The organism is Mycolicibacterium novocastrense, assembly GCF_001499835.1.
In the GTDB taxonomy this organism is placed as follows: domain Bacteria; phylum Actinomycetota; class Actinomycetes; order Mycobacteriales; family Mycobacteriaceae; genus Mycobacterium; species Mycobacterium novocastrense.
On record NZ_LQIH01000003.1, the window covers coordinates 64,875 to 89,317 of the forward strand.

Here is a 24,443-nt window from a genome sequence, read left to right on the forward strand (position 1 = left end):
AATCCGCTCAGCCGCCTCAATCGGCGACGGTCAACCAGTCCTTGAAGCCCGACGGGTCATGGCGGCCGAGCGCACCGTGTTCGAACAGGCCCCAACCCTCGCTGGTCTTGCCGCCTTCCTTGCATTCGGCGCGGCCGACGTGGTCGATGACACCGAACATGGCGCGGCCGTTGACCGCAGGATCGGTCATGTCGTAACTGAGGCGTTCGCTGAACTTGTCGCCCTTCCACACGCCGTGCAGCCAGTCCGAGTCGCCGCCGTATCCGCCGCCGATGTGGATCGGCACGCCCAGCTTCGACTCGACCTCGAACACCACCGGTGAGCCGTCCGGGGTGGTGGCTTCGATGGTGGCGCCGTAGGGAATTCGGGTGCCCGAGGTGTAGTGGATCTTCACGCGCGGCCAGCCCAGTTGTTCGACGCGGCCGTCGCGCCAGATCCGGGTGCAGTCGTTGAGGCTGCGGAACCCGGTCGGATCCTCCTGGATGATCAGGCAGATCCCGAAGTCGTCGAACGCCATCGGCACGTACAGCCACCACATGCCCTCGAACGGGGGATCGGCGGGTCGGCCGGCGGGCTCGGCCTCGCCGATCGGGCGAATGCCCCACGACCGGTCGCGGCTGCCGATCCACACGTCCGGGTCCACCGTGATCTCTTCACCGTCGATCGCGATCGTGCCGCTCCAGGACCCGACCTGCGCAAACCGCTGGGCGTCCAGCGTGATTCGGGTGCCGGTGCGTAGTACGTGGCGCTGCTCCTGGATGGGGTCGAACAGGCCGTTCCAGGTCAGGTCGACGGCGATGCCCTCGGTCTCCTCGAGCACGATGCGCAGCTTGTGCAGCGGTTCGGTGACCTCGACGCGGTAGCCGAGCACGTGCTGGTTGAGCCGGTCGGAGTCGATGCCGTCGGACAGATGCACCGCGGTCTGGGTGTCGCCCCTCCTGACCAACACGAACGCGTCCTTCACGCCCAGGTTCGGGTAGTAGCCGATCCCGGTGATCACGAAGATGTCGCCGGTGCGGTCGTGGGCGTTGAAGTAGGACCGGTCGTAGAAGTTGCGGTCGGACGATCCCGGCCACGCGGTCGGTTGGGGGATCTGGTGAATCGGGAATTCATCTGTGGGACCGAGCATCAGGAGTCATCTCCAATGAGTCGTTTCAGCAGTGCACCGTGATAGAACAGCGATTCGACGTCCTCGGGCTGTTCGATCTCACCGAAGCGCACCCGCCGCGCGCTGGTGCGCATGAACACACACGCCCAGATCACGCCGGAATAGACGTAGAACCAGTGCAGGTCACCGAGTTCGACCCCGGTCAGCGCCGCATAGGTGGTCTTGACGTCCTCCTCGCGCATGAAGTCGGGCAGCCCCGGCAATCCCGCGAGGCCGGCCAACTCCTGGAAGACATTGTGCGCGAAGATCATCCACGCCGCATCCATCTCGCGCGGCCCGAGTGTGGCCATCTCCCAATCCAACACGGCCACCGGCTGGTAGCCGGAGTACAGCACGTTGCCGACGCGTGAGTCCCCCCAGATCAGGACGGGGTCATTGCCCGCGGCGTCGGCGGGCCAGTTGGCCTCCAGCCAGTCGAGTGCACGTTCGACCAGCGACGACCGCCCGATGTCGGGGACGGCGAACTGATACCAGTCCTGTAGCCAATTGAGGTTGCGCCGCAACGCATTGCGATCGGATCCGTCGTCGAGAAATCCGAACACCTTCTCGGGTTCGGGAATCGAATGCAGCTTGGCGATCACGCCGACGGTGGCATCCTGCAGTTCGCGCCGCTGTTCGGCGGGGGAGTCGGCGAACCAGTTCCCGCCGAACGTGTACGGCATGACATCGGGCGGCACCCGGCCTTCGACGTAGTCCATCAGGAAGAACGGCGTACCGAGCACGTCGCCGCTGTTCTCCAGCCACCGCACCTGCGGCACCGGCACGTCGGTCTTCTCCTGCACCAACCGGATCACGTCGAACTGGTGGTCCATGCGGTAGGACGAGAAGACCGGAACGTCCTCGGTGGTGGGCGCCACCCGGGCCACCCACTTCTGGGCCTGCGGCTGCCCGTCGGCGGACCATCGTCCCGTCAGAATGATCGTCTCCGAGGACATCCCGTTGGCGTCGACGCCACTTTCCACGGTGATCTCCGGCGCCGCCGCGCCCGGCAGGACGGTCGACAGCCACCGAGACATGACACCGGGGAGGGTGGACAGGTCGCGACTTGAATGTTCGAGGCGGCTGACGTCTTCGACAGCCGGTTCGTTGGCCACAGTCTCTTCTTTCGCCGATAATTACGATACGGTGGGTAGCGTTATGAAACCAGACGCGTCATCGGTTGACAAGACCCCGGGCGCCGGGCGGCCCCGGGATCCACGCATCGACGCTGCCATATTGCGCGCGACGGCGGATCTCCTTGCAGAGATCGGATATTCGAATCTGACGATCGCCGCGGTGGCCGAGCGAGCGGGCACCACCAAGACCGCGCTCTACCGCCGGTGGTCGAGTAAGGCCGAACTGGTCCACGAGGCGGCGTTCCCCGCCGCCCCGACCGCTATCGCCACCCCACCGGGGGATATCGCCGCCGATATCCGCGCCATGCTCACCGCCAGCCGAGACGTGTTCGCCTCTGCAGTCGTGCGGGCGGCGTTGCCCGGTCTGATCGCCGACATGGTCGCCGACGACGAGCTCAACGTCCGCGTCATGGACCGGTTCACCGGTGTGTTCGCGGCGGTGCGCAACCGGGTGGCCGACGCGGTTCGGCGGGGCGAGGTCTATCCCGATGTCGACCCGGACCGGCTGGTGGAGGTGATCGGCGGTGCCACCCTGCTGCGGATGCTGCTGTCGCCGGGCGAGCCGCTCGGGGACGACTGGGTTGAGCAGACCACCGCCATCGTGGTGCACGGTGTGGTGGCATAGAGGGCGTGTTTGACACGTTCCCCTCCGACTGGCGTTCAGCGCTCGTATTGGTGCCGCATCCCGACGACCCCGAATACGGGTGCGCCGCGGCGGTGGCGAAATGGACGTCTCAGGGCAGGAGGGTCCATTACGCGCTGGCCAGTCGGGGTGAAGCCGGCATCGCGGGTATGGCGCTCGAACAGGCCGGCCCGCTGCGGGAGCACGAGCAGTTGCGGTCGGCCGCCGTCGTCGGCGTGGCCGGCGTGCGGTTCTGGGAGTTTCCGGACGGCGAGATCCGCAACAGCCCGGAACTGCGGGCCAGGATCGTCGAGACGATCAGCGAACTGGAGCCCGATGTGGTGATTAGCATCTACGGCGGCCGCGAATGGTCGCCCGGCGCACCCAACCAGCGCGACCACATGGAGTTCGCCGCGGCCGTCGTCGAGGCCTACGACAGCCTGCCCCATCCGCCGCGCTGGCTGTTTCAGAACGGGCCGGAGGCAACACACGTCGAGGTGATCGACGACGGCAGCTTCGAGCGCGCGGTCACGTCACTGGCCGAGCACCGGGTTTATCTGTCGGTGCTCGATCCGCACACCCCCATCACGGTGCATGCGCGCAAGCAGGTGGAGATGACGACGACCCCGCGGCCCGAGTTCGGCGGAAGTCGCACAGTCGAATTCATTCTGCTGCGCCAGCGCTAGCACTTTCGTCCGCCAGCGCTAGCCCTTTCGTCCGCCAGCGCTATCCCTTGCTGCGCCAGCGTGCGTGTCTGCACACGACACGCCGCGAAAAGTCGACACTTTGCGCACGGTCGACGCCCGCGAGCGTGCGCACACCGCCGCAGAACGCCCGCGTGTCGTCAGCAGACGCGCACCGTCGCGGCATAGGGGGAGGCCGGCCCGTCAGCTGTCGATCTGGCGCTTGTTGCGCGCCGAGACCGCCTGGAACCGGTCGTCGAGGCCGGCGAAATCGCGGTGTTGGGCGAACGCGATCTTCTCCTCGGCGGCCAGCGCGGGATCGATCACCGCGGCCGCGCCCGTCGTGTAGATCTCCTTCAGGCCGAGCATGACCGACGCAGGCACCTCGGCGATCTGCGCGGCCAGCTCGACGGCGCGCTCGACCAGCCGGTCGTGGGCGACGACCTCGGTGACCAGGCCAATGCGCTCGGCGCGCGCCGCGTCGACGACCTCACCGGTCATCGACAGCCGCCGGGCCATGGCCAGCCCGACCACCTGTGGGAGGCGGGCGGTCATACCGCCTCCCGGCAGGATGCCGACCCGGGCGTGCGTGTCGGCGAACACGGCACGTTCGGAGGCAATCAGGAAATCGCAGCCGAGCGCCATCTCCAGCCCACCAGTGAAGGTCGCGCCGTTGATGGCGCCGACGATCGGGGTGCGCATGTTGCCCGTCGCGGCGATGCAACTCTGCGACCGGAACTCCTCGAAATAGCTCAGTCCGTCGCGTTGCGCCTCCTTGAGGTCGACCCCCGCGCAGAACGCGGGGTCTGTTCCGGTCAGCACGACGGCGTTGACGGACTCGTCGGCGTCGGCCGCGGTGAGCGCGCTGTAGGTGGCCTTGATCAGTCCGCGACTCAAGGCGTTTCGCGCCTCGGGCCGGTTGAGGGTGAGCACCCGCACGGGACCACGGTCGTCGACGAGCACCAGCGGTTCGGTCATGACAACTGAATCTAGCCTGTGGCCGGCTTACCGCCTACAGTATTTACGAAACGGTGCCGTAACGGAAAGAGGTGGCGATGAATACCGACGTTCTCGTGGTTGGGGCGGGGCCGACGGGTTTGGCGGCCGCCTGCGGCCTGTTGATGCAGGGTATCCCCGTCCGGGTCATCGACGCGGCGGCCGCGCCGGCCACCACGTCGCGCGCCAATTTTCTGCATGCCCGCGGCTCCGAGGTGCTCGACCGTCTCGGTGCGCTCGGTGACCTTCCCGACCGATCGGTGCGGGCGATGAGCATCCTGACCTACCTGGGCGGCAAGCCGATCATGCGCATCCGCTTCGGCGACCCCGGTATGGACACCGCCGCGCCGCCGATGGTGATCTCCCAAGCGGCGGTCGAGGGGGCACTTCGAGACCGGCTCACCGAACTCGGTGGTGAGATCAGTTGGGGCGCGAAACTTACCGATGTCCACCAGGACGGCGGGACGGTCAGCGCCGTCCTCGCCGGTGGGGACGACCTCACCGCCGGCTGGCTGATCGGTTGCGACGGGGCCGGTAGCGCCACCCGCCGCGCCACAGGCATCGACTTCCCCGGGGTTCGGCTCACCGAGCGCTTCCTGCTCGCCGACCTCCGCATCGACTGGGATCTCGACCGCTCCGGCACAACCGGCTGGCTACATCAGGACGGCATGCTCGGGGCGATGCCGATGCCCGACGGTCTGTGGCGCATCATCGCCTACGATCCGCATTCGGGGCCACAAAAGCCCACGGACGAAGAGATTCTCGCGCGATTGAATCGGATCATTCCGCAGCGAACGGGCCGTTCGGCACCGATCGAGCACGCGGAGTGGCTGTCGTTGTTCAGCGTGCACCGCCGATTGGCGACGACATACCGGCGTGGCCGGGTGCTTATCGCAGGCGATGCGGCGCACACCCACGCGCCGTTCGGCGGGCAGGGAATGCTGACCGGCCTCGGGGACGCCGAGAACCTGGCCTGGAAGCTGGCACTGGTCACAGCAGGCATCGCCGACGAGAGACTGCTCGACACATACGAGGCTGAACGACGACCGCTGGCCACCGAGGTCCTGCGCAACACGAGCGCAGTCACCAAAGTCAATGTGGCGCAGAGCAGAATCGGTCGCTTCGTACGCGACCGCGTCGTCGTCCCGGTGATGAACCTGCCCGCGGTGCAGCGGTGGGTGACCTACCGGACATCGCAGTTGTGGGTGTCGTACCGCCGGGGTCCGCTGGCGGATCGATCGTTGCGGTTGTCGGGGCTGCGTCCGGGGGATCGGGTGCCCGGGTTGTCGGGCCATGAACTGCGCGGGCGGTGGGGACTTCTCGGCGCGGACGAACTGGCGACAATCGCGGCCGAGCATCTCGGCGACGGCCGGATCGCCCTCATCGATGGGCGCATCGATGGCGATGCGATGCTGGTGCGCCCGGACGGCCACCTCGCCTGGCGCGGACGACAGCCGGAAGCGTTGCGCCGGTGGTTGAGTCGTGCGCTGACCACCGGCAGCGTGCGATGACCGCACCGAGTCGAGGCCGGCCACGCAGCAAGGACCTCGACACTGCCATCTTGCAGGCGGCGCTCGACGTGTTCATCGAACGCGGGATCGTCGGTATGAGCATCGAGCAGGTGGCCAAGAGAGCCGGCGTCGGCAAGCCTACGATCTACCGCCGGTGGCCGGGAAAGGAGCAGCTCGTCGCGGATGCAATCGAGGCCCACGTGAGCACCGACATACGGTGGCCCACCCGCGAGGAGATCGCCACCAGCGACACCCATGATCTGGTGCGGCACAACATAGCCGGAGCTGCTCGCACGGCGACCGATCCCCGCTTCCGCGCATTGATCGCGCAGATCTACGGGTCTGCCGTCACGCATCCGGAGCTGATGCGCATGTACTGGGATCGCTACATCCAGCCCCGCCGCGACCTGGCGTTCGCCATGCTCGAGCGTGCGCAGCGCGAGGGCGCGGTGGACGAGGGCGCCGACCTCGACGTGCTCGTCGACATGCTGGCCGGTGCTGTGACGTACCGAGTGTTGCAACCCAATCCGCCGACCAGCCGGCAGATGCGTGGCTACCTCGAAGCCGCCTACCGTCAGGTGGGCCTGCTGCCCCGCGACTAACGCAGGAACTGGTCGGCGTTGTTGGCCAGATCCAGAAGCGGTTGCGGCAGCGCGCCCAGTGCGAACGTCACCGCCGCGGTCACCGTCACGACCGTGGTGCTGAGCACGCTCGGCACCACCACCGTCGGCGCGTTCTCGGGCGGATCGGTGAAGAACATCAACACGATCACCCGCACATAGAAATACGCGGCGATCGCGCTTGCGAGGACGCCGACCACCACCAACGGCATTGCCCCGCCCTCGCCGGCGGCCTTGAAGACCGCGAACTTCGCCACGAAGCCGCTGGTCAGCGGGATTCCGGCGAATGCGAGGAGAAACAGCGAAAACACCACGCCCACAATGGGGTAACGCCGCCCGAGCCCGGCCCACCGGGCCATCGCGGTGTCCTCCTCGCCGGCCCCGTCACGCACGAGGCCGACCACGGCGAACGCACCCACGCTGCTGAAGCCGTACGCGAACAGATAGAACAGCGTCGAGGAGAGTCCCGCCTCATTCGCGGCGATCACGCCGGTGAGGATGAAACCGGTGTGCGACACCGCCGAATACGCCAACATCCGCTTGACGTCGGCCTGGGTCACCGCCGCCACGGTGCCCACGACCATCGTCAGGATCGCGATCGCCCAGAGCACCGGGCGCCAGTCGTCGCGCAGTTCGGGCAGGGCCACATAGAACACGCGCAGCAGCGCGCCGAAGGCGGCGATCTTCGTCGCCGCCGACATGAACGCCGTGACCGGGGTCGGCGCACCTTGATACACGTCAGGAACCCAGCTGTGGAACGGCACGGCACCGACTTTGAACAGCACGCCCACCAGCACCAGCCCGGTACCGATCAGCGCCAGCGATGTCTTACCCGACCCGGCGGCGATGGCCTCGGCGATACCGACCAGATCCAGCGTCCCGGCGTATCCGTACAGCATGGCCACGCCGTAGAGGAAGAACGCCGACGAGAATGCGCCCAGCAGAAAGTATTTCAGCGCGGCCTCTTGGGACAGCAGGCGACGCCTGCGAGCCAGACCGCACAACAGGTACAGCGGCAGCGACAGGATCTCCAGCGCGATGAACATGGTCAGCAGGTCGTCGGATGCCGGGAACAGCAGCATCCCACCGATGGCGAACATCGTCAGCGGGAAGACCTCGGTCTGGATCACCCCGGCCTTGGTGGCCAGTTGTTCGTCGACGCTGCCGGGCACGGCCGACGCCTGCGGGGTGAATCCGTCCAGGCCTCGGCGGGCACCGACGGCGACCTCGGCACCGACCTGCCGCTCGGCGATCAGCAGGACGCCGAGCACACCGACGAGCAAGATGGTGCCCTGCAGGAACAGTGCGGGGGTGTCGATGACGACCGCACCCATCACGGCCGACCGCCCGATGGTGCCGTGCAGGTCGCGTACGAGCACCACCACGGCGACCAGAGCGGCCGCCAGGCCACCGAAGCAGAGCACCAGCTGGCTCGCGTACCGGTGCTGCCGCGGCAGGAAAGCCTCCACGAGGAGCCCTGCGATGGCGACCCCGAACACGATCAGCATCGGGCAGACCAGACCGTATTCGACGGTCGGCGGGGTGAGGGTCATGGTCTCGGCCCTTCCGCGACTCTGGGTACGGGATCAGGTTGGTCGATGGTCGTCAGGGTGTGGTCGACCGCGGGATTGATGACATCGAGTGCGGGTTTCGGATACACCCCGAGCACGACCAGAAGCGCGATCAACGGTGCGACGACGACGAGTTCGCGCGGCACCAGGTCGCGCACGCCCTCGTTGCCCTCGGTGACGGCTCCGGTCATCATTCGCTGGTACATCCACAGGATGTAGATCGCCGACAGCACCAGCGCGGTGGCCGCGAACACCGCCAGCACCGGGTAACGCGTGAATGTGCCGATGAGTACCAGGAATTCGCTGATGAACGGCGCCAGACCCGGCAGTGACAGCGTTGCCAGCCCGGCGACCAGGAACGTGCCCGCCATGACCGGCGCCACCTTCTGCACGCCTCCGAACGCCCGGATCAGCCGGGTGCCCCTGCGCGACACCAGGAATCCGGCGATCAGGAACAGGGCGGCCGTCGACAGTCCGTGGTTGATCATGTACAGCGTCGAGCCGGACTGGCCCTGGCTGGTCATCACGAAGATGCCCAGGATGATGAACCCGAAGTGCGAGATCGAGGTATAGGCGATCAACCGCATCACGTCGGTCTGGCCGATGGCCAGGATCGCGCCGTAGACGATGCCGATCACCGCCAGCGTGACCACCAGCGGCTGGAAATACGTTGACGCGTCGGGGAACAACTGCAGGCAGTACCGCAGCATCCCGAAGGTTCCGACCTTGTCCATGACCGCCATCATCAGCACCGCACTGGCCGGGGTGGCCTCGACGGCAGCATCGGGCAGCCACCGGTGGAACGGCCAAAGCGGCGCCTTGACGGCGAACGCGAACATGAATCCGAGGAACAGCAGGTTCATCACGGCGGGGTCGACGGCGAACTCGCCGCTGGACACCGCGTTGACGATCTCGCGGAAGTCGAACGTGCCCGCGGCGAAAGCGTCGCTCGTGGCGGTCACCACGTACAGTCCGATCACCGCGGCCAGCATGATCAGCCCGCCGAACAGGTTGTACAGCAGGAACTTCACCGCCGCCTTGCCGCGGTTTTTTCCGCCGAAGCCGCCGATGAGGAAGTACATCGGGATCAGCATCGCTTCGAAGAACACGTAGAACAGCAGGATGTCCAGCGACATCAGCGACATGAGGACCATGCCCTCGACGGCCAGCGTCAGTGCGAAGTAGGTCTGCACCGACCGTCCGCGCAGGCCGGTCTGGGCGTCGGCGTCATTCCAGCCCGCGATGATCAGCAGCGGCACCAGAACCGCGGTGAGGACGATGATCGCCAGCGCGATGCCGTCGACGCCGAGGATGTAACCGGTGCCGAATGACGGGATCCACCGGTGGGATTCGACGAACTGGTACCGCTCGCCACCGGGTTGGAAGCCGACCGCCACAACGGCGGTGATCGCCAGGACCGCGATCGAGACGGCCAACGCGAACCACTTGGCCAGCACCCGCTGGGCGGCAGGCAGAAGGATCGTCAGCGCGGCGCCGACGGTCGGCGTCGCCCACAGCACCGTGAGCCAGGGGAAGTTGTTCACCAGAGTTGCACCGCCAGGATCGCCGCGACCACCAGAACCGCACCGGAGAGCATCGAAAGGGCATACGAGCGGGCGTATCCCGTCTGCAGCCGCCGCAGACCCGTCGACATGCGGCTGACCAGTCCGGCCAACCCGCTGGCCGCGCCGTCGACCGCCTCCTCGTCGATCTCGACCAGACCGCGCGTCAGCAGTTGGCCGGGCCGCATCAGCGCCGCCTCGTTGAACGCGTCGCCGTACAGATCCCTGCGCGCCGCGACGGTGAGCGCCGAACCGTGCGGGACTTCCGCCGGCACCGGCTTGGTTCCGTACATGCGGTAGGCGATGAGGATGCCGACCGCGACGACGGCCAGGATCACCGTTGTCACCACCCAGACGGGTGCGACGTGGTGCACCTCGTGCGTACCGACGACCGGTTCGAGCCAGTGCTCCAGTGTGCCGCCGATCGCGAACGCCGCCCCGGAGCCCACAGAGCCGATGGCCAGAAGGATCATCGGCCAGGTCATCACCGCGGGAGCCTCGTGCGGGTGCGCCTGTGGAGCCCAACGCTTCTCGCCGAAGAACGTCATCAACATCACCCTGGTCATGTAGAACGCGGTGATACCGGCGCCCAGGATCGTCACGCCGCCCAGGATCAGACCTTTGACGCCGCCGGCGCCGAGCGCGGCTTCGATGATCCCGTCCTTGGAGAAGAACCCGGCCAGCGGCGGCACCCCGATGATCGCGAGGTAGCCGAGACCGAAGGTGACGAATGTGATCGGCAGCGCTTTACGCAGGCCGCCGTACCGCCGCATGTTCACTTCGTCGTCCATCGCGTGCATCACCGAACCGGCCCCCAGGAACAGGCCGGCTTTGAAGAATCCGTGGGTGAGCAGGTGCATGATCGCGAACGCGTATCCGACCGGGCCGAGCCCCGCCGCCAGCACCATGTAGCCGATCTGCGACATCGTCGACGCCGCAAGCGCTTTCTTGATGTCGTCCTTCGCGCAGCCGATGATCGCGCCGAACAACAGCGTGACGGCGCCGACGATGACGACGCCCAGTTGTGCGGTGGGCGCGAGGTCGAACACCGGTCCGGAGCGCACGATCAGGTACACCCCGGCGGTCACCATGGTGGCGGCGTGGATCAACGCCGACACCGGTGTCGGACCCTCCATCGCGTCGCCCAGCCAGGACTGCAGCGGCACCTGCGCCGACTTACCGCAGGCGGCCAGCAGCAACAGGAGCCCGATCGCGGTCAGCACGCCCTCGCCGGCGGCCGGCGCGGCGGCGAAGACGCCCGCATAGGAGATGGACCCGATGTAGGCGAACATCACCATCATCGCGATGGCCAGGCCCATGTCGCCGACGCGGTTGACGACGAACGCCTTCTTGGCCGCCGTCGCGGCCGACGGTTTGTGAGCCCAGAAACCGATCAGCAGGTAGGACGCCAGACCGACACCCTCCCAGCCGACGTAGAGGCCGAGGTAGTTGTCGGCGAGCACGAGCAGCAGCATCGCCGACAGGAACAGGTTCAGGTACGCGAAAAACCGCCGCCGCCCGGGGTCTTCGGCCATGTAGCCGATCGAGTATATGTGGATCAGCGAACCGACCCCGGTGATCAGCAACACGAAGCACATCGAAAGCTGGTCGAGTTGCATTCCGAAGTCCACCTGCAGCCCGCCGACCGGAACCCAGGAGAACAACGCCTCGTGGATCGCGCGGTGTTCGGCGTCGCGGCCCAGCATGTCGACGAAGAGCACGACCCCGACGACGAACGACGCGATGGCCGCCGCGCAGCCCAACAGGTGACCCCAGGCGTCGGTCCGTCGGCCCCCGAGGAGCAGGATCGCCGCGCTGGCCAGCGGCAGCGCGATGGTCAACCAGACAGGAATCGTCATCGCGCCTCTAGTTCTTCAGAAGGCTTGCGTCGTCGACCGAAGCCGACTGGCGGGCACGGAAGATGCTCATGATGATCGCCAGGCCGACCACCACCTCGCAGGCGGCGACCACCATGGTGAAGAACGCCACCACTTGGCCGTTGAGGTGGCCGTGCATGCGGGAGAACGAGACGAACGCGAGGTTGGCCGCGTTCAACATCAGCTCGACGCACATGAACACCACGATCGCGTTGCGGCGCAACAGCACCCCTGCCGCGCCGATCGTGAACAACAGCGCCGACAGATAGAGATAGTTGTCGGGGTTCACTCCCCGCCTCCTCTGCCGTTTGTCACGGTGACGGTCCGCTTCTGCAGGATGGGGCTGACGGACAGGTCCGACCCGGAACCGTCGGGGAGCCGGGCGGCGATGTCGACGGCGTTGTTGCGCGCGAAGACACCGGGATTGGGCAACGTCGTCGGATAGCCGCCCGGTTTGAACCGTTCCTCGGCGAGTTCGCGTTGGGTTTTGCGGCGTCCGAAGCGTTCCCGGTGCGCCAACACCATCGCGCCGAGCGCGGCGGTGATCAGCAACGCGCTGGTCAACTCGAACGCCCATAGGTAGCGCACGAAGATCAGCGCCGCCAACCCCTCGACGTTGCCGCCCGCATTTGCCTGGGCCAGGCCGGTGAAACCGCCCACCGAGACGTTCCCGATGCCCGCGATGAGCAGCAGGCCGAAGCCGACACCGACGACGACAGCCGCAACCCGTTGTCCGCGAATCGTTTCCACCAGCGAGTCCGACGAGTCGACCCCGATGAGCATCAGCACGAACAGGAAGATCATCATGACGGCGCCGGTGTAGACCACCACCTGGACGACCCCGAGGAACAGTGCGCCCTGGGCGATGTAGAACACGGCCAGCACGATCATCGTCGTGGCCAGAAACATCGCCGAGTACACCGCTTTCGGTGCGGCGATCACCCCGAGCGCGCCGAGTACCGCCACGATCCCCAACACCCAGAACAGCACGGCCTCGGTGGTCGTGGTCTGCCCGGGGTTGTCGGCAGCCACCGCCGCGAGCAGGTCGAGCCTCATCGCACGTCCCCGGTGACCTTCTGGGTCTCGTGCTCGACGGGCCCGATGTTGCCCAGGTAGTAGTCGTCATCGGTGGTGCCCGGCGCCATGGGATGCGGCGGCGGCAGCATGCCGGACCGCAAGGGCGCCAACAGTTTGTCCTTACCCCAGATCAGGTCGGCGCGGTTGTCGTCGGCCATCTCGTATTCGTTGGTCATCGTCAACGCCCGGGTGGGGCAGGCCTCGATGCACAGACCGCAACCGATGCAGCGCAGATAGTTGATCTGGTAGACACGCCCGTATCGCTCACCGGGGGAATACCGTTCGTCCTCGGTGTTGTCGGCGCCCTCGACATAAATGGCGTCGGCGGGGCAGGCCCAAGCGCACAGTTCGCAGCCGATGCACTTCTCCAGGCCGTCCGGGTAGCGGTTCAGTTGGTGTCGGCCGTGGTAACGCTTGGCGACGGGCCCCGGCTTCTCCGGATACTCCTCGGTGATCGGCTTTTTGAACATGGTGCCGAAGGTGACCCCGAAACCCTTCAGCGCGTCGAGGAACTTAGGCATCGGCTGGCTCCTTGGTTGCGGTCTGGCCCGTGCTGCTCGGCAGGGGCGGGGTGGGGAAGATCTCCGGATCCAGCTTCTGCCGCGGGATCGCGCGAACGTTTCGGCGGCGCACCGCCCGCCACAGCGCCACGGCGACCAGCAGTGTCGCGATGGCGCCGAGCGAGGCCAGCGTCGTCGTCACCTGGCTGAAACCCTCGTTGCGGAGCGCGCGCGCCGTCGCGACGATCATGATCCACGCCAACGAGAACGGGATGAGCACCTTCCATCCCAGCGCCATGAACTGGTCGTAGCGCATGCGCGGCAGTGTGGCGCGCAGCCAGAAGAACAGGAACATGAAGCCCCACACCTTGGCCACGAACCACAGCAGGGGCCACCAGCCGGTGTTGGCGCCATCCCACATGTTGATGGGCCACGGTGCATGCCAGCCGCCCAGGAACATCGTGGTGGCCAGCGCGGAGACGGTGGTCATGTTGACGTACTCGGCGAGCATGAACATCGCGAACTTGATCGATGAGTACTCGGTGTGGAACCCGCCGACGAGCTCACCCTCGGCCTCGGGCAGATCGAAAGGCGCGCGGTTGGTTTCGCCCACCATCGAGATGACGTAGACGAGGAACGACGGCAGCAGCAGGAAGATGAACCACGTGCCGTACTGGGCGGCGACGATGCCGGAGGTCGACATCGAGCCCGCGTAGATGAACACCGCCACGAACGACAGCGCCATCGCGATCTCATACGAAATCACCTGCGCGCTCGACCGAATCCCGCCCAGCAGCGGATAGGTCGACCCCGAAGCCCATCCCGCCAGCACGATCCCGTACACACCGATGGAGGTTGCCGCCAGGATGTACAGCACCGCGACGGGCATGTCCGTCAGCTGCAACGCGGTGCGGTGCCCGAAGATCGAAACCTCGCCGCCCATCGGGATGACGGCGAACGCGATGAAGGCGGGCACCGCGGAGATCACCGGTGCCGCAAGGTAGACGAACTTGTCGACCCCGGTGGGAACCAGACCCTCCTTGAGCGCCAGCTTGACACCGTCCACCAGCGACTGCAGAAGTCCCTTGGGGCCGACGCGGTTGGGCCCGAACCGCATCTGCATGCGGCCCAGCAGCTTGCGCTCGATCAGGATCGCCGACAGGACCGAGAGCATCAGGAACGCGAATATCGCGAGCGACTTGGCCAGGATCAGCCACCACGGGTCGTGGCCGAACAGGGTGGGATCGGGATGGATCACGCTTCGGCCCGTCCGATCGACACGACATCCCCGGTGGACACCCCGAGATTTCGGTGCACCGCCGAACCCGGCGAATTCAGGGGAAGCCAGATCACGCGGTCGTCCATGTCGGTGATGGCCAACGGCAGCGTGATCGTCCCGCGCGGTGTCCTCGCGGCGATCAGATCGCCTTCAGCAGCGCCGATTTCGGCCGCGGTGGCGGCGGAGAGCCGCGCCAGCGGCGCCCGGGCGGTGCCGGCCAGATGCGGTTCGCCGTCTTGTAGGCGGCCCTCGTCGAGCAGCATCCGCCACCCCGCGAGCACCGCTTGTCCCTCGGCCGGCGGGGTCCGCTTCGGCGCAGGAACGTTCGGCGCCTCGGGTCGGCGACCCGCCCACATACCCAAGCGCGACATGTCTTCCCCGGCGGCCGCCGCGGTCGGCAGGTTCAATGCGACGCCGATTTCGTCGGCCAGGAAGTTCAAGACCCGCAGATCGGGGATGGCGTTGGTCTTCAGCGACGGCTCGAAGGGACGAAGTCGGCCTTCCCAGTTCAGGAACGAGCCGGCTTTCTCCACCACGGGCGCGATGGGGAAGACGACGTCGGCGACAGCGGTGATCGCGCTCTCCCGCAGCTCGAGGCTGACGACGAACGGCGTGGACTCGATCGCGGCCAGTGCCGCTTCGGGATCAGGGAGGTCGTCGACCTCGACGCCGCCGATGAGCAGGGCGCCCAGTTCGCCGCTGCGCGCCGCCTCCAGAATCGCGGTGGTGTCGCGACCCGGCACGGTGGGCAGCGCGCTGACGTGCCAGGCCGCCGCGGTCTGCTCGACGGCCGCGCTGTCGGCGATCGGCCGGCCACCGGGCAGCAGGTTCGGCAAGGCACCGGCCTCAGCCGCGCCTCGGTCGCCTGCGCGTCTCGGCACCCAGGCCAGCCGGGCGCCCGTCGCTTCGGCCAATCTGCTTGCCGCAGAGAGGGCTCCGGGCGATGTGGCCAGGCGTTCACCGACCATGATGATCGCACCCGGCAGCAGCAGCTGCGGGTCGTCCGCCAGCTCGTCGAGGGCCGCGGCCTCGTCTCCCGGGGCCGCGGTGACCAGGCGGCCGCGCAGCTTGGTCAGGGCGCGGCTGGCGAAGGGGGCGACGGAGATGACCTGCAACCCCTTCTTGCGCACCGCCTTGCGCAGCCGCAGGAACACGATCGGTGATTCCTCTTCCGGCTCGAACCCGGCCAGCAGGACCGCCGGCGCATTCTCCAGATCGGCGTAGGTCACCGTCATCGGCTGCCCCGCGACATGGGCGGCGAGGAAGTCGGCCTCCTCGGCGCTGTGCGACCGGGCCCGGAAGTCGATGTCGTTGGTGTTGAGCACGATCCGGGCGAACTTTGAATAGGCGTAGGCGTCCTCGACGGTCATCCGGCCGCCCACCAGCACGCCCGCGCTTCCGGCCGCGGCCGCCAGCCCGTTGCCTGCCACCACGAGGGCCTCCGACCATGAGGCGGGCCGCAACTTGCCGTCCTCGTCGCGAATCAGCGGGGTGGTGATGCGGTCGCCCTGCGTGGTGTAGGTGAACGCCCAGCGACCCTTGTCGCAGTTCCACTCCTCGTTGACTTGAGGTTCGTCACCGGCCAAGCGGCGCATGACCTTTCCGCGCCGATGGTCGGTGCGCTGGGCGCATCCCGATGCGCAGTGCTCGCATACGCTCGGACTCGACACCAGGTCGAACGGCCGGGCCCGGAAGCGGTAGGCCGCCCCCGTCAGCGCGCCGACCGGGCAGATCTGAACGGTGTTTCCCGAGAAATACGACTCGAACGGTTCACCGGTCGCGATGCCGACCTGTTGCAGCGCACCGCGCTCGAGCAGATCGATGAACGGATCGCCGGCGATCTGCTCGGAGAACCGGGTGCAGCGCGCGCACAGCACACAGCGCTCGCGGTCCAGCAGCACTTGCGAGGAGATGTTGATCGGCTTCGGGAAGGTGCGTTTGACGTCTTCGAAGCGAGTTTCGGCGCGGCCGTTGGACATCGCCTGGTTCTGCAGCGGGCACTCGCCGCCCTTGTCGCACACCGGGCAGTCCAGCGGATGGTTGATCAGCAGGAACTCCATGATGCCCTGCTGCGCCTTGTCCGCCTCCGCCGAGGTGTACTGCGTGCGCACCACCATGTCCGGGGTGCAGGTCGTCGTGCACGACGCCATCGGCTTGCGCTGACCCTCGACCTCGACCAGGCACTGTCGGCAGGCCCCGACCGGGTCGAGCAGCGGATGGTCGCAGAACCGCGGGATCTGGATGCCGATCAGTTCGGCGGCCCGAATCACCAACGTGCCCTTCGGAACACTGACGTCGACGCCGTCGATCGACAACTGGACCATCTCCACGCCGGTGTCCGCCCCGGTGTCGGCCGTCTGCGTCATCGGATCACCCCCCTAGCTCGCCACCCCATCACACGCCCACCTCTTCCGTCGCCATCAGCGTGGACGCGTGCGGATCGAACGGGCACCCGCCGTCGAGGTGGGCGATGTACTCGTCGCGGAAGAACTTGATCGACGACATGATGGGGGCGGCCGCACCGTCACCCAACGCGCAGAACGCCTTTCCGAAGATGTTGTCGGAGATGTCGAGCAGCTTGTCGATGTCGGCCTCCGTGCCCGCGCCCGTCTCGAGACGTTCGTAGATCTGCGCCAGCCAGTAGGTGCCCTCGCGGCACGGTGTGCACTTGCCGCACGACTCGTGGGCGTAGAAGTCGGTCCAGCGGCGCACCGCGCGCACCACACACGTGGTCTCGTCGAAAATCTGCAGCGCCTTGGTGCCGAGCATGGTGCCCACACCGGCCATCCCCTCGTAATCCAGTGGCACGTCGAGGTGTTCGTCGGTCAGCAGGGGAGTGGAGGACCCGCCTGGTGTCCAGAACTTCAACTGATGCCCGGCACGGACTCCACCCGCGTAGTCCAGCAACTCGCGCAGCGTGATGCCCAGCGGGGCCTCGTACTGTCCGGGGTTGGTGACGTGACCCGACAGCGAATACAGCGTGAAGCCCGGTGACTTCTCCGAGCCCATCGACCGGAACCAGTCGATGCCGTTGAGCAGGATGGGCGGGACGCTGGCGATCGACTCGACGTTGTTGACCACCGTCGGGCAGGCGTACAGCCCCGCGACGGCGGGAAACGGCGGCCGCAACCTCGGTTGTCCGCGACGGCCTTCGAGCGAGTCCAGCAGCGCGGTTTCCTCACCGCAGATGTAGGCGCCCGCCCCCGCGTGCACGATCAGTTCCAGGTCGAAGCCCGACCCGCCGATGTCGTTGCCGAGGAAACCGGCCTCGTGCGCTTCGGCGACCGCGGCGTGCAGCCTGCGCAGCACCGGCACCACTTCGCCGCGCAGGTAGATGAAGGCGTGATGCGCCCGGATCGCGTAGGCCGCGATGATCGCCCCTTCGATGAGGAAGTGCGGGGTCGTCAACATCAGCGGAATGTCTTTGCACGTACCGGGTTCCGACTCGTCGGCGTTGACCACCAGGTAGTGCGGCTTGGCTCCGGCGCCGGTGTCGCTCTGCGGGATGAACGACCACTTCGTGCCGGTGGGGAAGCCCGCGCCGCCGCGGCCCCGCAGACCGGACTCCTTCACCAGGTTGATGACCTCGTCGGGGTCCATCGCCAGGGCCTTCTCGAGGGCGCGGTAGCCGCCGTGACGACGGTAGGTGTCCATCGACCATGGCTCGGGCTCGTCCCAGAACCGGCTGAACACGGGTGTCAGATCTGTCATGCGCGTGAATCCGTTGTGTCTGGATCGGTTTCGACGGTGTTGGACTTCGGCGGGACGGTTGCAGACGGGCCAGGGGCGGACGCGTTCTTGGTGGCCTCGATACCCGCCGTTTCGTCGTCGAGCGTCTCGGTGGAAGCGGCCGGGGCGTCGGCGTCGGGCGCGTGCATACCGCGTTCGCGCGCCACCCGCAGTCCCGCCAGCGTGGCCTCGCCGACCTTGTTGCCCCCCGAGCGCGGGTCGGGCAGACCCGCGAGTGTGCGCGCGGTCTCACGGAATGTGCACAGCGGCGTTCCCCGTGTCGGTTCGGGAGGGTCGCCGTCGCGTAGCGCGTCGACGAGGTCGCGCGCCGAAGACGTCGTTTGGTTGTCGAAGAACTCCCAGTTGACCATCACGACCGGCGCGTAATCACACGCGGCGTTGCACTCGACGTGTTCGAGGGTGATGCGTCCGTCCGGCGTCGTCTCGCCGGCGTGCAGACCCAGATGTTCCTGCAGCGCTTCGAGAATCGCGTCGCCGCCCATCACCGCGCACAACGTGTTGGTGCACACCCCGACGAGGTACTCGCCGGTCGGGGTCCGCCGGTACATCGAGTAGAACGTCGCCACCGCGGTGACCTCGGCGTCGGTCAACCCCAACTGCTTGGCGCAGAACGTGATTCCGGCGGGGGTCAGGCATCCGTCCTCGGACTGCACGAGGTGCAGCAACGGCAGCAGCGCCGAACGCGACTGCGGGTAGCGCGAGATGATCCGCTCGGCGTCGGCGCTGAGCCGCGCCACGACGTCGTCCGGATATGACGCCGGCCCGTTGATCGGCGGGCCGGGTTCCTCGGGTCGCTGACCGAGCTCGAGGAATACGCTCATCGGTGTCCTCGCCTCTTCGCGCAAGCGCTCATCGGTCCACGCCTCCCATCACCGGGTCGATCGACGCCACCGCGGTGATCAGATCGGCGACCATGCCGCCTTCACACATCGCGGCGACGGCCTGCAGGTTGTTGAACGACGGGTCCCGGTAGTGCACCCGGTAGGGGCGGGTGCCGCCGTCGGAGACCATGTGCACGCCGAGTTCGCCTCGGGGGGACTCGATCGCGACGTAGACCTGCCCGGCGGGCACCCGGATTCCCTCCGTGACGAGTTTGAAGTGGTGGATCAGCCCCTCCATGGAGTGGCCCATGATCTTGGCGATGTGCTCGGGGGAGTTGCCGAGCCCGTCCGGGCCGACCTTCAGATCGGCCGGCCAACCCAGTTTCTTGTCCTCGATCATCACGGGTCCGGGCCGAAGGCGATCCAAGCACTGCTCGACGATTTTCAGCGATTCGTGCATCTCCTTGACCCGGATCAGATACCGGCCGTAGGAGTCGCAGCCCTCATCGGTGATGACGTCGAAGTCGTATGTCTCATAGCCGCAATACGGTTGGGCTTTGCGCAAGTCGTGTGGCAGCCCGGTGGACCGCAGGCAGGGCCCGGTGATCCCGAGCGCCATGCACCCCGTCAGATCGAGATAACCGACACCGACCGTGCGGGCCTTCCAGATGTAGTTCTCGTTGAGCAGGTCCTCGAGGTCCTTGAGCCGCTTGGGCATCAGTTCGAGCACGTCACGGATCTGCGGAATGGCTTCGTCGGGCAGGTCCATCGCCACCCCGCCCGGGCGGACGTAGGCGCTGTTCATCCGCAGGCCCGTCACCGTCTCGAAGACCGACAGAATCTGTTCGCGCTCACGGAATCCGTAGAACATCGCGCTCATCGCGCCCAGTTCCATCCCGCCGGTCGCCAGCGCGACAAGATGCGAGGAGATCCGGTTCAGTTCCATCATCATCACGCGAATGACGCTGGCGCGCTCGGGGATCGCGTCGGTGACACCCAGTAGCTTCTCGACACCCAGGCAGTAGGCCGTCTCGTTGAAGAACGGAGACAGATAGTCCATCCGCGTGACGAACGTGACGCCCTGGGTCCAGTTGCGGAACTCGAGGTTCTTCTCGATCCCGGTGTGCAGGTAGCCGATTCCGCAGCGGGCGGAGATGACCGTCTCACCCTCGATCTCGAGGATCAGCCGAAGCACACCGTGGGTGGAGGGGTGCTGTGGACCCATGTTCACGACGATGCGTTCGCCCGCGTGTGCGGCGGCCGCGTCCTTGGCGGCCTGGACCACTTGATCCCAATCCTGGCCGCCGACAACGACTACCGTCTCGTTGTCCGACGCGCCCGAGGACGAAGCGCCGCCCGGTGTGGGCGGGACGTGCGAAATGCTCATCAGCTGTAGGCCCTCCGTTGATCGGGCGGAGGAATCTCGGCGCCGTGGTATTCCACCGGGATGCCGCCCAACGGGTAGTCCTTGCGCTGCGGGTGCCCGACCCAGTCGTCGGGCATCTCGATGCGGGTCAGGGCGGGATGCCCGTCGAAGATGATGCCGAAGAAGTCGTAGGTCTCGCGTTCGTGCCAGTCGGTGGTGGGATAGACCTCGAACAGCGACGGGATGTGCGGGTCGGCGTCCGGTGCGGCGACCTCGATCAGCATCCGCCGGTTGTGGGTGATGGACATCAGCGGATACACCGCGTGCAGTTCTCGCCCGACTTTGTCGGGGTAGTGCACCCCACTCACCCCGAGACACAACTCGAAACGCAACTGCGGATCGTCGCGTAGCGCGCGGGCAACGACGGGCAGCTGGTCACGCTGCACCTCGAGGGTCAGCTCGTCGCGGTAGACCACGACGCGCTCGATGGATGCCGCATAACCGTCCTCGCCGAGCACCTCGGCGAGGCGATCGACGACCTCGTCGAAATAGCGGCCGTAGGGACGCGGCGAGCTGCCGGGCAGCGCGACGGGTCGCACCAGGCGCCCGTAGCCGGAGGTGTCGCCCGTCCCCTTGGCCCCGAACATTCCCCGGCGCACGCCGATGATCTTCGGTGCGTCCGCGCCGGTGCCGGTGCCGTTCGTCGCGCTCATCTTCGACTGCTCGTCACCCGGGCCGCTGGTCATCGCAGCAGCCCTTTGAGCTCGATGGTCGGGGTGACGGCCAGCGCGGCCTGCTCGGCCTCGCGGATCGCCTCTTCGCGGTGAACGCCGAGCGGCATCTCCTGAATCTTGTCGTGCAGCTTCAGGATCGCGTGCAGCAGCATCTCCGGGCGCGGTGGGCAACCGGGCAGGTAGATGTCCACCGGGACGACGTGGTCGACCCCCTGGACGATCGCGTAGTTGTTGAACATGCCGCCCGAGGATGCGCACACCCCCATCGCCAGAACCCACTTGGGTTCGGCCATCTGGTCGTAGATCTGGCGCAGCACCGGCGCCATCTTCTGGCTGACCCGCCCCGCCACGATCATCAGGTCGGCCTGGCGGGGAGTGGCCGAGAACCGCTCCATGCCGAACCGGGAGATGTCGAATCGCGGGCCGGCCGTGGCCATCATCTCGATCGCGCAGCAGGCCAACCCGAACGTCGCAGGCCACAGCGAGCCCTTGCGGATGTACCCCGCCACTTTCTCGACGGTCGACAGTAGGATCCCGCCCGGCAGCTTCTCTTCTAGTCCCATGCCAGACCTCCCCGTCGCCACACGTAGGCGTAGGCCACGAACACCGTGGCCATGAACAGCAGCATCTCTACCAGGGCAAACAGCCCCAGATTGTCGAACGCGACGGCCCACGGGTACAGGAAGACGATCTCGATGTCGAAGATGATGAACAACATCGCGGTCAGGTAGTACTTGATCGGAAACCGCTGGCCGGTCGGCTGACCGGACGCACCCCCGTGCGGCACCGGCTCGATGCCGCATTCGTAGGCCTCGAGCTTGGCCCGGTTGTAGCGACGCGGGCCGACCAGCAGGGCAATGGCAACCGAGCCGACCGCGAACGCAGCCGCAATAGCGCCAAGCACCAGGATTGGCGTGTACAAATCCATACCGAGCAAACGCTCCCTCGTGGGCTGTTCGATGTGAGCTTACCCACACCCTAGCGCCCTTTGGGATGCGCGCCACACCTTTTGGTTAGTATCGCTATTGGCAACGCGTGGCTATGTCGTCATGCCTCCAATAGGCAAGTGCGACAGGTGTTTACGTGTTTTCCGGCTATTGCACCAGGGTGCGCATCAGCGATGCCACGGCGTCGCCGAGCCGGATCGGATCGATCGGGTGGGGAACCGCGGCTTCCGCACGAGACCAGCGGGCCAGCCACGCGTCATCGGGCCGGCCGGTGAGCACCAGGATCGGCGGGCAGTCGGCGATCTCGTCCTTGAGCTGCTTGGCGATTCCCATCCCGCCGACGGGGGTGGCCTCGCCATCGAGGATCACCAGATCGAACCCGCCCTCATCCATCTTGCGAATGACCATCGGGCCCGTCGCCACCTCGACGTAGGTCAGCTCCGGCAACTCCGGATGCACCCGCTTACCGAGCGCGAGTTGCACCTCTTCGCGGGTCCTGGGGTTGTCGCTGTAGACGAGGACCCGCAACGGGCGCGATGAGTCGGCCATGCCGTGATCGTACGGCTAGCGCGCGTGCCGGAACACCAAGTCGCCGGAGATCGTGGACTTGTCGCCGATCATGCCCACCAGGTTTCCGTCGACTCCGAAGTCCCGCCGGCTGATGGTGGCCTGGGTGGACAGCCGCATCCCGCCGTCACCGACCGGTGTGACCTTGGTCCGCAGTGTCAGGGGTCGGGTCGTGCCCTTGATCGTCAGTTCGGCTCGTAGGTCGATGGTGTCGCCGTCGATCGCGCCGGCCCCGGTGATGAGCACGCTGATCTCCGGATGGCTCTCTGCTCCAAAGAAATCGGCGGAGTGCAGGTGTTCATCGCGCTTGCGGATGCCGGTACGCAGCGACGCGGCCTTTATCTCGACGTGCCCGGAAACCGTTTGCGGCGCGGATAATTGGCCGTCACCGCTGAATTCGGTGAACCGGCCCTTGACGGGCACCAGGCCCCACATCGACTTGCTGCGCACCGTGATTGTGGACTGGGCCTGGTCCAGCGTCCATGTCCCCGTCGAGGCGGGATCGCTGAAAAGCTCGCTCAGACTTACCATGTCGTCTCCTGGTTGAATGTTCGGCTTCGCCGCCGGATCGTTACGCGGGCTCGAGCAACGGAGCGATCTCCGCCGGATCGAAGTACTCGTCGATCCGGCTGATCCGCCCGTCAGCGCCCAGCTTGATGATGATGCCGACGCGCATCGCGATGACGCCACCGTTGTGTCCGGTGGCGTGCAGGATGTGCTGCTGGACCAACCCCCCGTCGAACAGCTGTCGATCGATGACCTCGTATCGGCGTTGTGAGGTGGCGTCGATGAACCAGTGGAGGACTCGCAGGGCGCGGTCCTTGTCGCGGTCGCGGTCGGCCACCTTCCAGACCACGATGTCGTCGTGCCACAGCCGCGAAATCGCGTCGCGGTCGCCGGACTCGATCGCCGCGAACAAGCGATCCGCCATGTCGGTGACGGTGTCGTGGGCAACGGTCACGTGATCCTCCTTGACCTCAACGCCGATTGAGGTTGAACACTGGCGGCATGGATGTGACACCTACTCTCTCGCTATTCGACGACGCCTACAAGAGCGGAACCGCACCATGGGTGATCGGCGAGCCGCAGCCGGCGATCGTCAACCTGGAACGCTCCGGCCTGATCCGTGGCACGGTGCTCGACGTCGGCTGCGGCGCCGGTGAGCACACGATCCTGCTCACCGGACTCGGTTACGACGTGCTCGGCGTCGACTACGCGCCGTCGGCGGTCGATCATGCGCGCAGAAACGCCGAGGCAAAGGGCGTCGACGCGCGGTTCGAGGTCGCCGATGCCATGGATCTCGGGAAGGCCACCTACGACACCATCGTCGACAGCGCGCTGTTCCACATCTTCGATGAGACCGACCGCGCCAGATACGTAGCCAGTCTGCGCGCGGCGTGCCGGCCGGGCGGCGTGGTCCACGTGCTCGCGCTCTCCGACCGCGGCCGCGGATTCGGCCCGCAGGTCAGCGAATCCGACATCCGCGACGCGTTCGGCGACGGTTGGGTGCTGGAGTCGCTGGGGGAGACCACCTACCGCGGCGTCGTTCAGCCCGCCCAGGCCGACGCCATCGGCTTGCCGGCCGGAACGCTGGTCGACGAACCGGCGTGGCTCGCCCGAATCCGCCGCCGCCCCTCCTGAGCGATTTGTGCGTGATTCCGTTCGCTCAGCGATCGT

Annotated in this window: 25 protein-coding genes; 5 read left to right on the forward strand and 20 right to left on the reverse strand. The window is 66.8% G+C overall.

From position 1 onward, the window contains the following. Nucleotides 1-16: 16 nt before the first annotated feature. Together AU072_RS03950 and AU072_RS03955 are read right to left on the reverse strand one after the other, a co-directional pair. Nucleotides 17-1,129 (reverse strand): Rv3169 family protein, encoded by a 1,113-nt coding sequence (locus AU072_RS03950; protein ID WP_064412568.1) that lies wholly within the window; start codon nucleotides 1,127-1,129, stop codon nucleotides 17-19. Beyond that, entirely contained in the window at nucleotides 1,129-2,262 is a 1,134-nt protein-coding gene (locus AU072_RS03955; RefSeq protein WP_064412569.1) for a phosphotransferase family protein, read from the reverse strand. Before AU072_RS03955 ends, AU072_RS03950 begins: the two co-directional genes overlap by 1 nt. A 43-nt stretch (nucleotides 2,263-2,305) precedes the next feature. On the opposite strand from AU072_RS03955, the gene AU072_RS03960 reads away from it, so the two are divergent. Both AU072_RS03960 and AU072_RS03965 read left to right on the forward strand, forming a co-directional pair. Further along, nucleotides 2,306-2,908, forward strand: a complete 603-nt coding sequence (locus AU072_RS03960) for a TetR/AcrR family transcriptional regulator (protein WP_064412570.1) — start codon at nucleotides 2,306-2,308, stop codon at nucleotides 2,906-2,908. 5 nt (nucleotides 2,909-2,913) lie between these two features. Then, nucleotides 2,914-3,591, forward strand: coding sequence for a PIG-L deacetylase family protein (locus tag AU072_RS03965; RefSeq protein WP_064412571.1), 678 nt, complete (start codon nucleotides 2,914-2,916; stop codon nucleotides 3,589-3,591). Between the two features lie 201 nt (nucleotides 3,592-3,792). On the opposite strand, the gene AU072_RS03970 is transcribed toward AU072_RS03965, so the two are convergent. Continuing rightward, a complete protein-coding gene (locus AU072_RS03970) occupies nucleotides 3,793-4,566 on the reverse strand; it encodes an enoyl-CoA hydratase (protein ID WP_064412572.1) in 774 nt (257 codons plus the stop codon). A gap of 77 nt (nucleotides 4,567-4,643) precedes the next feature. Between AU072_RS03970 and AU072_RS03975 the strand changes: the two genes are divergently transcribed. Both AU072_RS03975 and AU072_RS03980 read left to right on the forward strand, forming a co-directional pair. After that, nucleotides 4,644-6,095 carry an FAD-dependent monooxygenase gene (locus AU072_RS03975; protein WP_064412669.1) on the forward strand — a complete coding sequence of 484 codons (1,452 nt, stop codon included), beginning with the start codon at nucleotides 4,644-4,646 and terminating at the stop codon, nucleotides 6,093-6,095. Beyond that, nucleotides 6,092-6,697, forward strand: a complete 606-nt coding sequence (locus AU072_RS03980) for a TetR/AcrR family transcriptional regulator (protein ID WP_064412573.1) — start codon at nucleotides 6,092-6,094, stop codon at nucleotides 6,695-6,697. The genes AU072_RS03975 and AU072_RS03980 overlap by 4 nt, the downstream gene beginning before the upstream one ends. On the opposite strand, the gene nuoN is transcribed toward AU072_RS03980, so the two are convergent. The 17 genes from nuoN to AU072_RS04065 all read right to left on the reverse strand — a co-directional run bounded on the left by nuoN (nucleotide 6,694) and on the right by AU072_RS04065 (nucleotide 23,697). Then, on the reverse strand, nucleotides 6,694-8,268 hold the full coding sequence (gene nuoN / locus AU072_RS03985) for an NADH-quinone oxidoreductase subunit NuoN (RefSeq protein ID WP_064412574.1): 1,575 nt from the start codon (nucleotides 8,266-8,268) through the stop codon (nucleotides 6,694-6,696). The two genes, AU072_RS03980 and nuoN, sit on opposite strands and share 4 nt — an antisense overlap. Next, the gene (locus tag AU072_RS03990) at nucleotides 8,265-9,833 is read right to left on the reverse strand and encodes an NADH-quinone oxidoreductase subunit M (protein ID WP_064412670.1); all 1,569 of its coding nucleotides are present in this window, start codon (nucleotides 9,831-9,833) and stop codon (nucleotides 8,265-8,267) included. Before AU072_RS03990 ends, nuoN begins: the two co-directional genes overlap by 4 nt. Continuing rightward, nucleotides 9,827-11,707 carry an NADH-quinone oxidoreductase subunit L gene (gene nuoL, locus AU072_RS03995; RefSeq protein WP_064412575.1) on the reverse strand — a complete coding sequence of 627 codons (1,881 nt, stop codon included), beginning with the start codon at nucleotides 11,705-11,707 and terminating at the stop codon, nucleotides 9,827-9,829. The genes AU072_RS03990 and nuoL overlap by 7 nt, the downstream gene beginning before the upstream one ends. Nucleotides 11,708-11,714: 7 nt before the next feature. Then, nucleotides 11,715-12,014, reverse strand: a complete 300-nt coding sequence (gene nuoK / locus AU072_RS04000) for an NADH-quinone oxidoreductase subunit NuoK (protein ID WP_064402954.1) — start codon at nucleotides 12,012-12,014, stop codon at nucleotides 11,715-11,717. Next, entirely contained in the window at nucleotides 12,011-12,781 is a 771-nt protein-coding gene (locus AU072_RS04005) for an NADH-quinone oxidoreductase subunit J (protein ID WP_064412576.1), read from the reverse strand. The genes nuoK and AU072_RS04005 overlap by 4 nt, the downstream gene beginning before the upstream one ends. Further along, a complete protein-coding gene (gene nuoI / locus AU072_RS04010; protein WP_064412577.1) occupies nucleotides 12,778-13,323 on the reverse strand; it encodes an NADH-quinone oxidoreductase subunit NuoI in 546 nt (181 codons plus the stop codon). The genes AU072_RS04005 and nuoI overlap by 4 nt, the downstream gene beginning before the upstream one ends. Next, complete coding sequence (gene nuoH / locus AU072_RS04015) at nucleotides 13,316-14,560, reverse strand: NADH-quinone oxidoreductase subunit NuoH (protein WP_064412578.1); 1,245 nt, start codon at nucleotides 14,558-14,560, stop codon at nucleotides 13,316-13,318. The genes nuoI and nuoH overlap by 8 nt, the downstream gene beginning before the upstream one ends. After that, nucleotides 14,557-16,947, reverse strand: a complete 2,391-nt coding sequence (locus AU072_RS04020; RefSeq protein WP_064412579.1) for an NADH-quinone oxidoreductase subunit G — start codon at nucleotides 16,945-16,947, stop codon at nucleotides 14,557-14,559. Before AU072_RS04020 ends, nuoH begins: the two co-directional genes overlap by 4 nt. Before the next feature lie 28 nt (nucleotides 16,948-16,975). Continuing rightward, nucleotides 16,976-18,292 carry an NADH-quinone oxidoreductase subunit NuoF gene (gene nuoF, locus AU072_RS04025; RefSeq protein WP_064412580.1) on the reverse strand — a complete coding sequence of 439 codons (1,317 nt, stop codon included), beginning with the start codon at nucleotides 18,290-18,292 and terminating at the stop codon, nucleotides 16,976-16,978. Next, a complete protein-coding gene (nuoE, locus tag AU072_RS04030; protein ID WP_064412581.1) occupies nucleotides 18,289-19,152 on the reverse strand; it encodes an NADH-quinone oxidoreductase subunit NuoE in 864 nt (287 codons plus the stop codon). Before nuoE ends, nuoF begins: the two co-directional genes overlap by 4 nt. Nucleotides 19,153-19,180: 28 nt before the next feature. After that, on the reverse strand, nucleotides 19,181-20,539 hold the full coding sequence (gene nuoD / locus AU072_RS04035) for an NADH dehydrogenase (quinone) subunit D (protein ID WP_064412582.1): 1,359 nt from the start codon (nucleotides 20,537-20,539) through the stop codon (nucleotides 19,181-19,183). Continuing rightward, nucleotides 20,539-21,231, reverse strand: coding sequence for an NADH-quinone oxidoreductase subunit C (locus AU072_RS04040; protein ID WP_064412671.1), 693 nt, complete (start codon nucleotides 21,229-21,231; stop codon nucleotides 20,539-20,541). Before AU072_RS04040 ends, nuoD begins: the two co-directional genes overlap by 1 nt. A gap of 29 nt (nucleotides 21,232-21,260) precedes the next feature. Beyond that, nucleotides 21,261-21,815, reverse strand: coding sequence for a NuoB/complex I 20 kDa subunit family protein (locus AU072_RS04045; RefSeq protein ID WP_015305533.1), 555 nt, complete (start codon nucleotides 21,813-21,815; stop codon nucleotides 21,261-21,263). Continuing rightward, nucleotides 21,806-22,180 (reverse strand): NADH-quinone oxidoreductase subunit A, encoded by a 375-nt coding sequence (locus tag AU072_RS04050; RefSeq protein ID WP_064402946.1) that lies wholly within the window; start codon nucleotides 22,178-22,180, stop codon nucleotides 21,806-21,808. Before AU072_RS04050 ends, AU072_RS04045 begins: the two co-directional genes overlap by 10 nt. Before the next feature lie 166 nt (nucleotides 22,181-22,346). Further along, nucleotides 22,347-22,748, reverse strand: coding sequence for an Rv3143 family two-component system response regulator (locus AU072_RS04055; RefSeq protein WP_064412583.1), 402 nt, complete (start codon nucleotides 22,746-22,748; stop codon nucleotides 22,347-22,349). Between the two features lie 15 nt (nucleotides 22,749-22,763). After that, nucleotides 22,764-23,297: a YceI family protein gene (locus tag AU072_RS04060; RefSeq protein ID WP_064412584.1), complete on the reverse strand. Its 534-nt coding sequence runs from the start codon at nucleotides 23,295-23,297 to the stop codon at nucleotides 22,764-22,766. 40 nt (nucleotides 23,298-23,337) lie between these two features. Then, the gene (locus AU072_RS04065; protein WP_064412672.1) at nucleotides 23,338-23,697 is read right to left on the reverse strand and encodes a nuclear transport factor 2 family protein; all 360 of its coding nucleotides are present in this window, start codon (nucleotides 23,695-23,697) and stop codon (nucleotides 23,338-23,340) included. 77 nt (nucleotides 23,698-23,774) lie between these two features. Between AU072_RS04065 and AU072_RS04070 the strand changes: the two genes are divergently transcribed. Beyond that, nucleotides 23,775-24,407 (forward strand): class I SAM-dependent methyltransferase, encoded by a 633-nt coding sequence (locus tag AU072_RS04070; RefSeq protein ID WP_064412585.1) that lies wholly within the window; start codon nucleotides 23,775-23,777, stop codon nucleotides 24,405-24,407. Nucleotides 24,408-24,443: the final 36 nt, after the last annotated feature.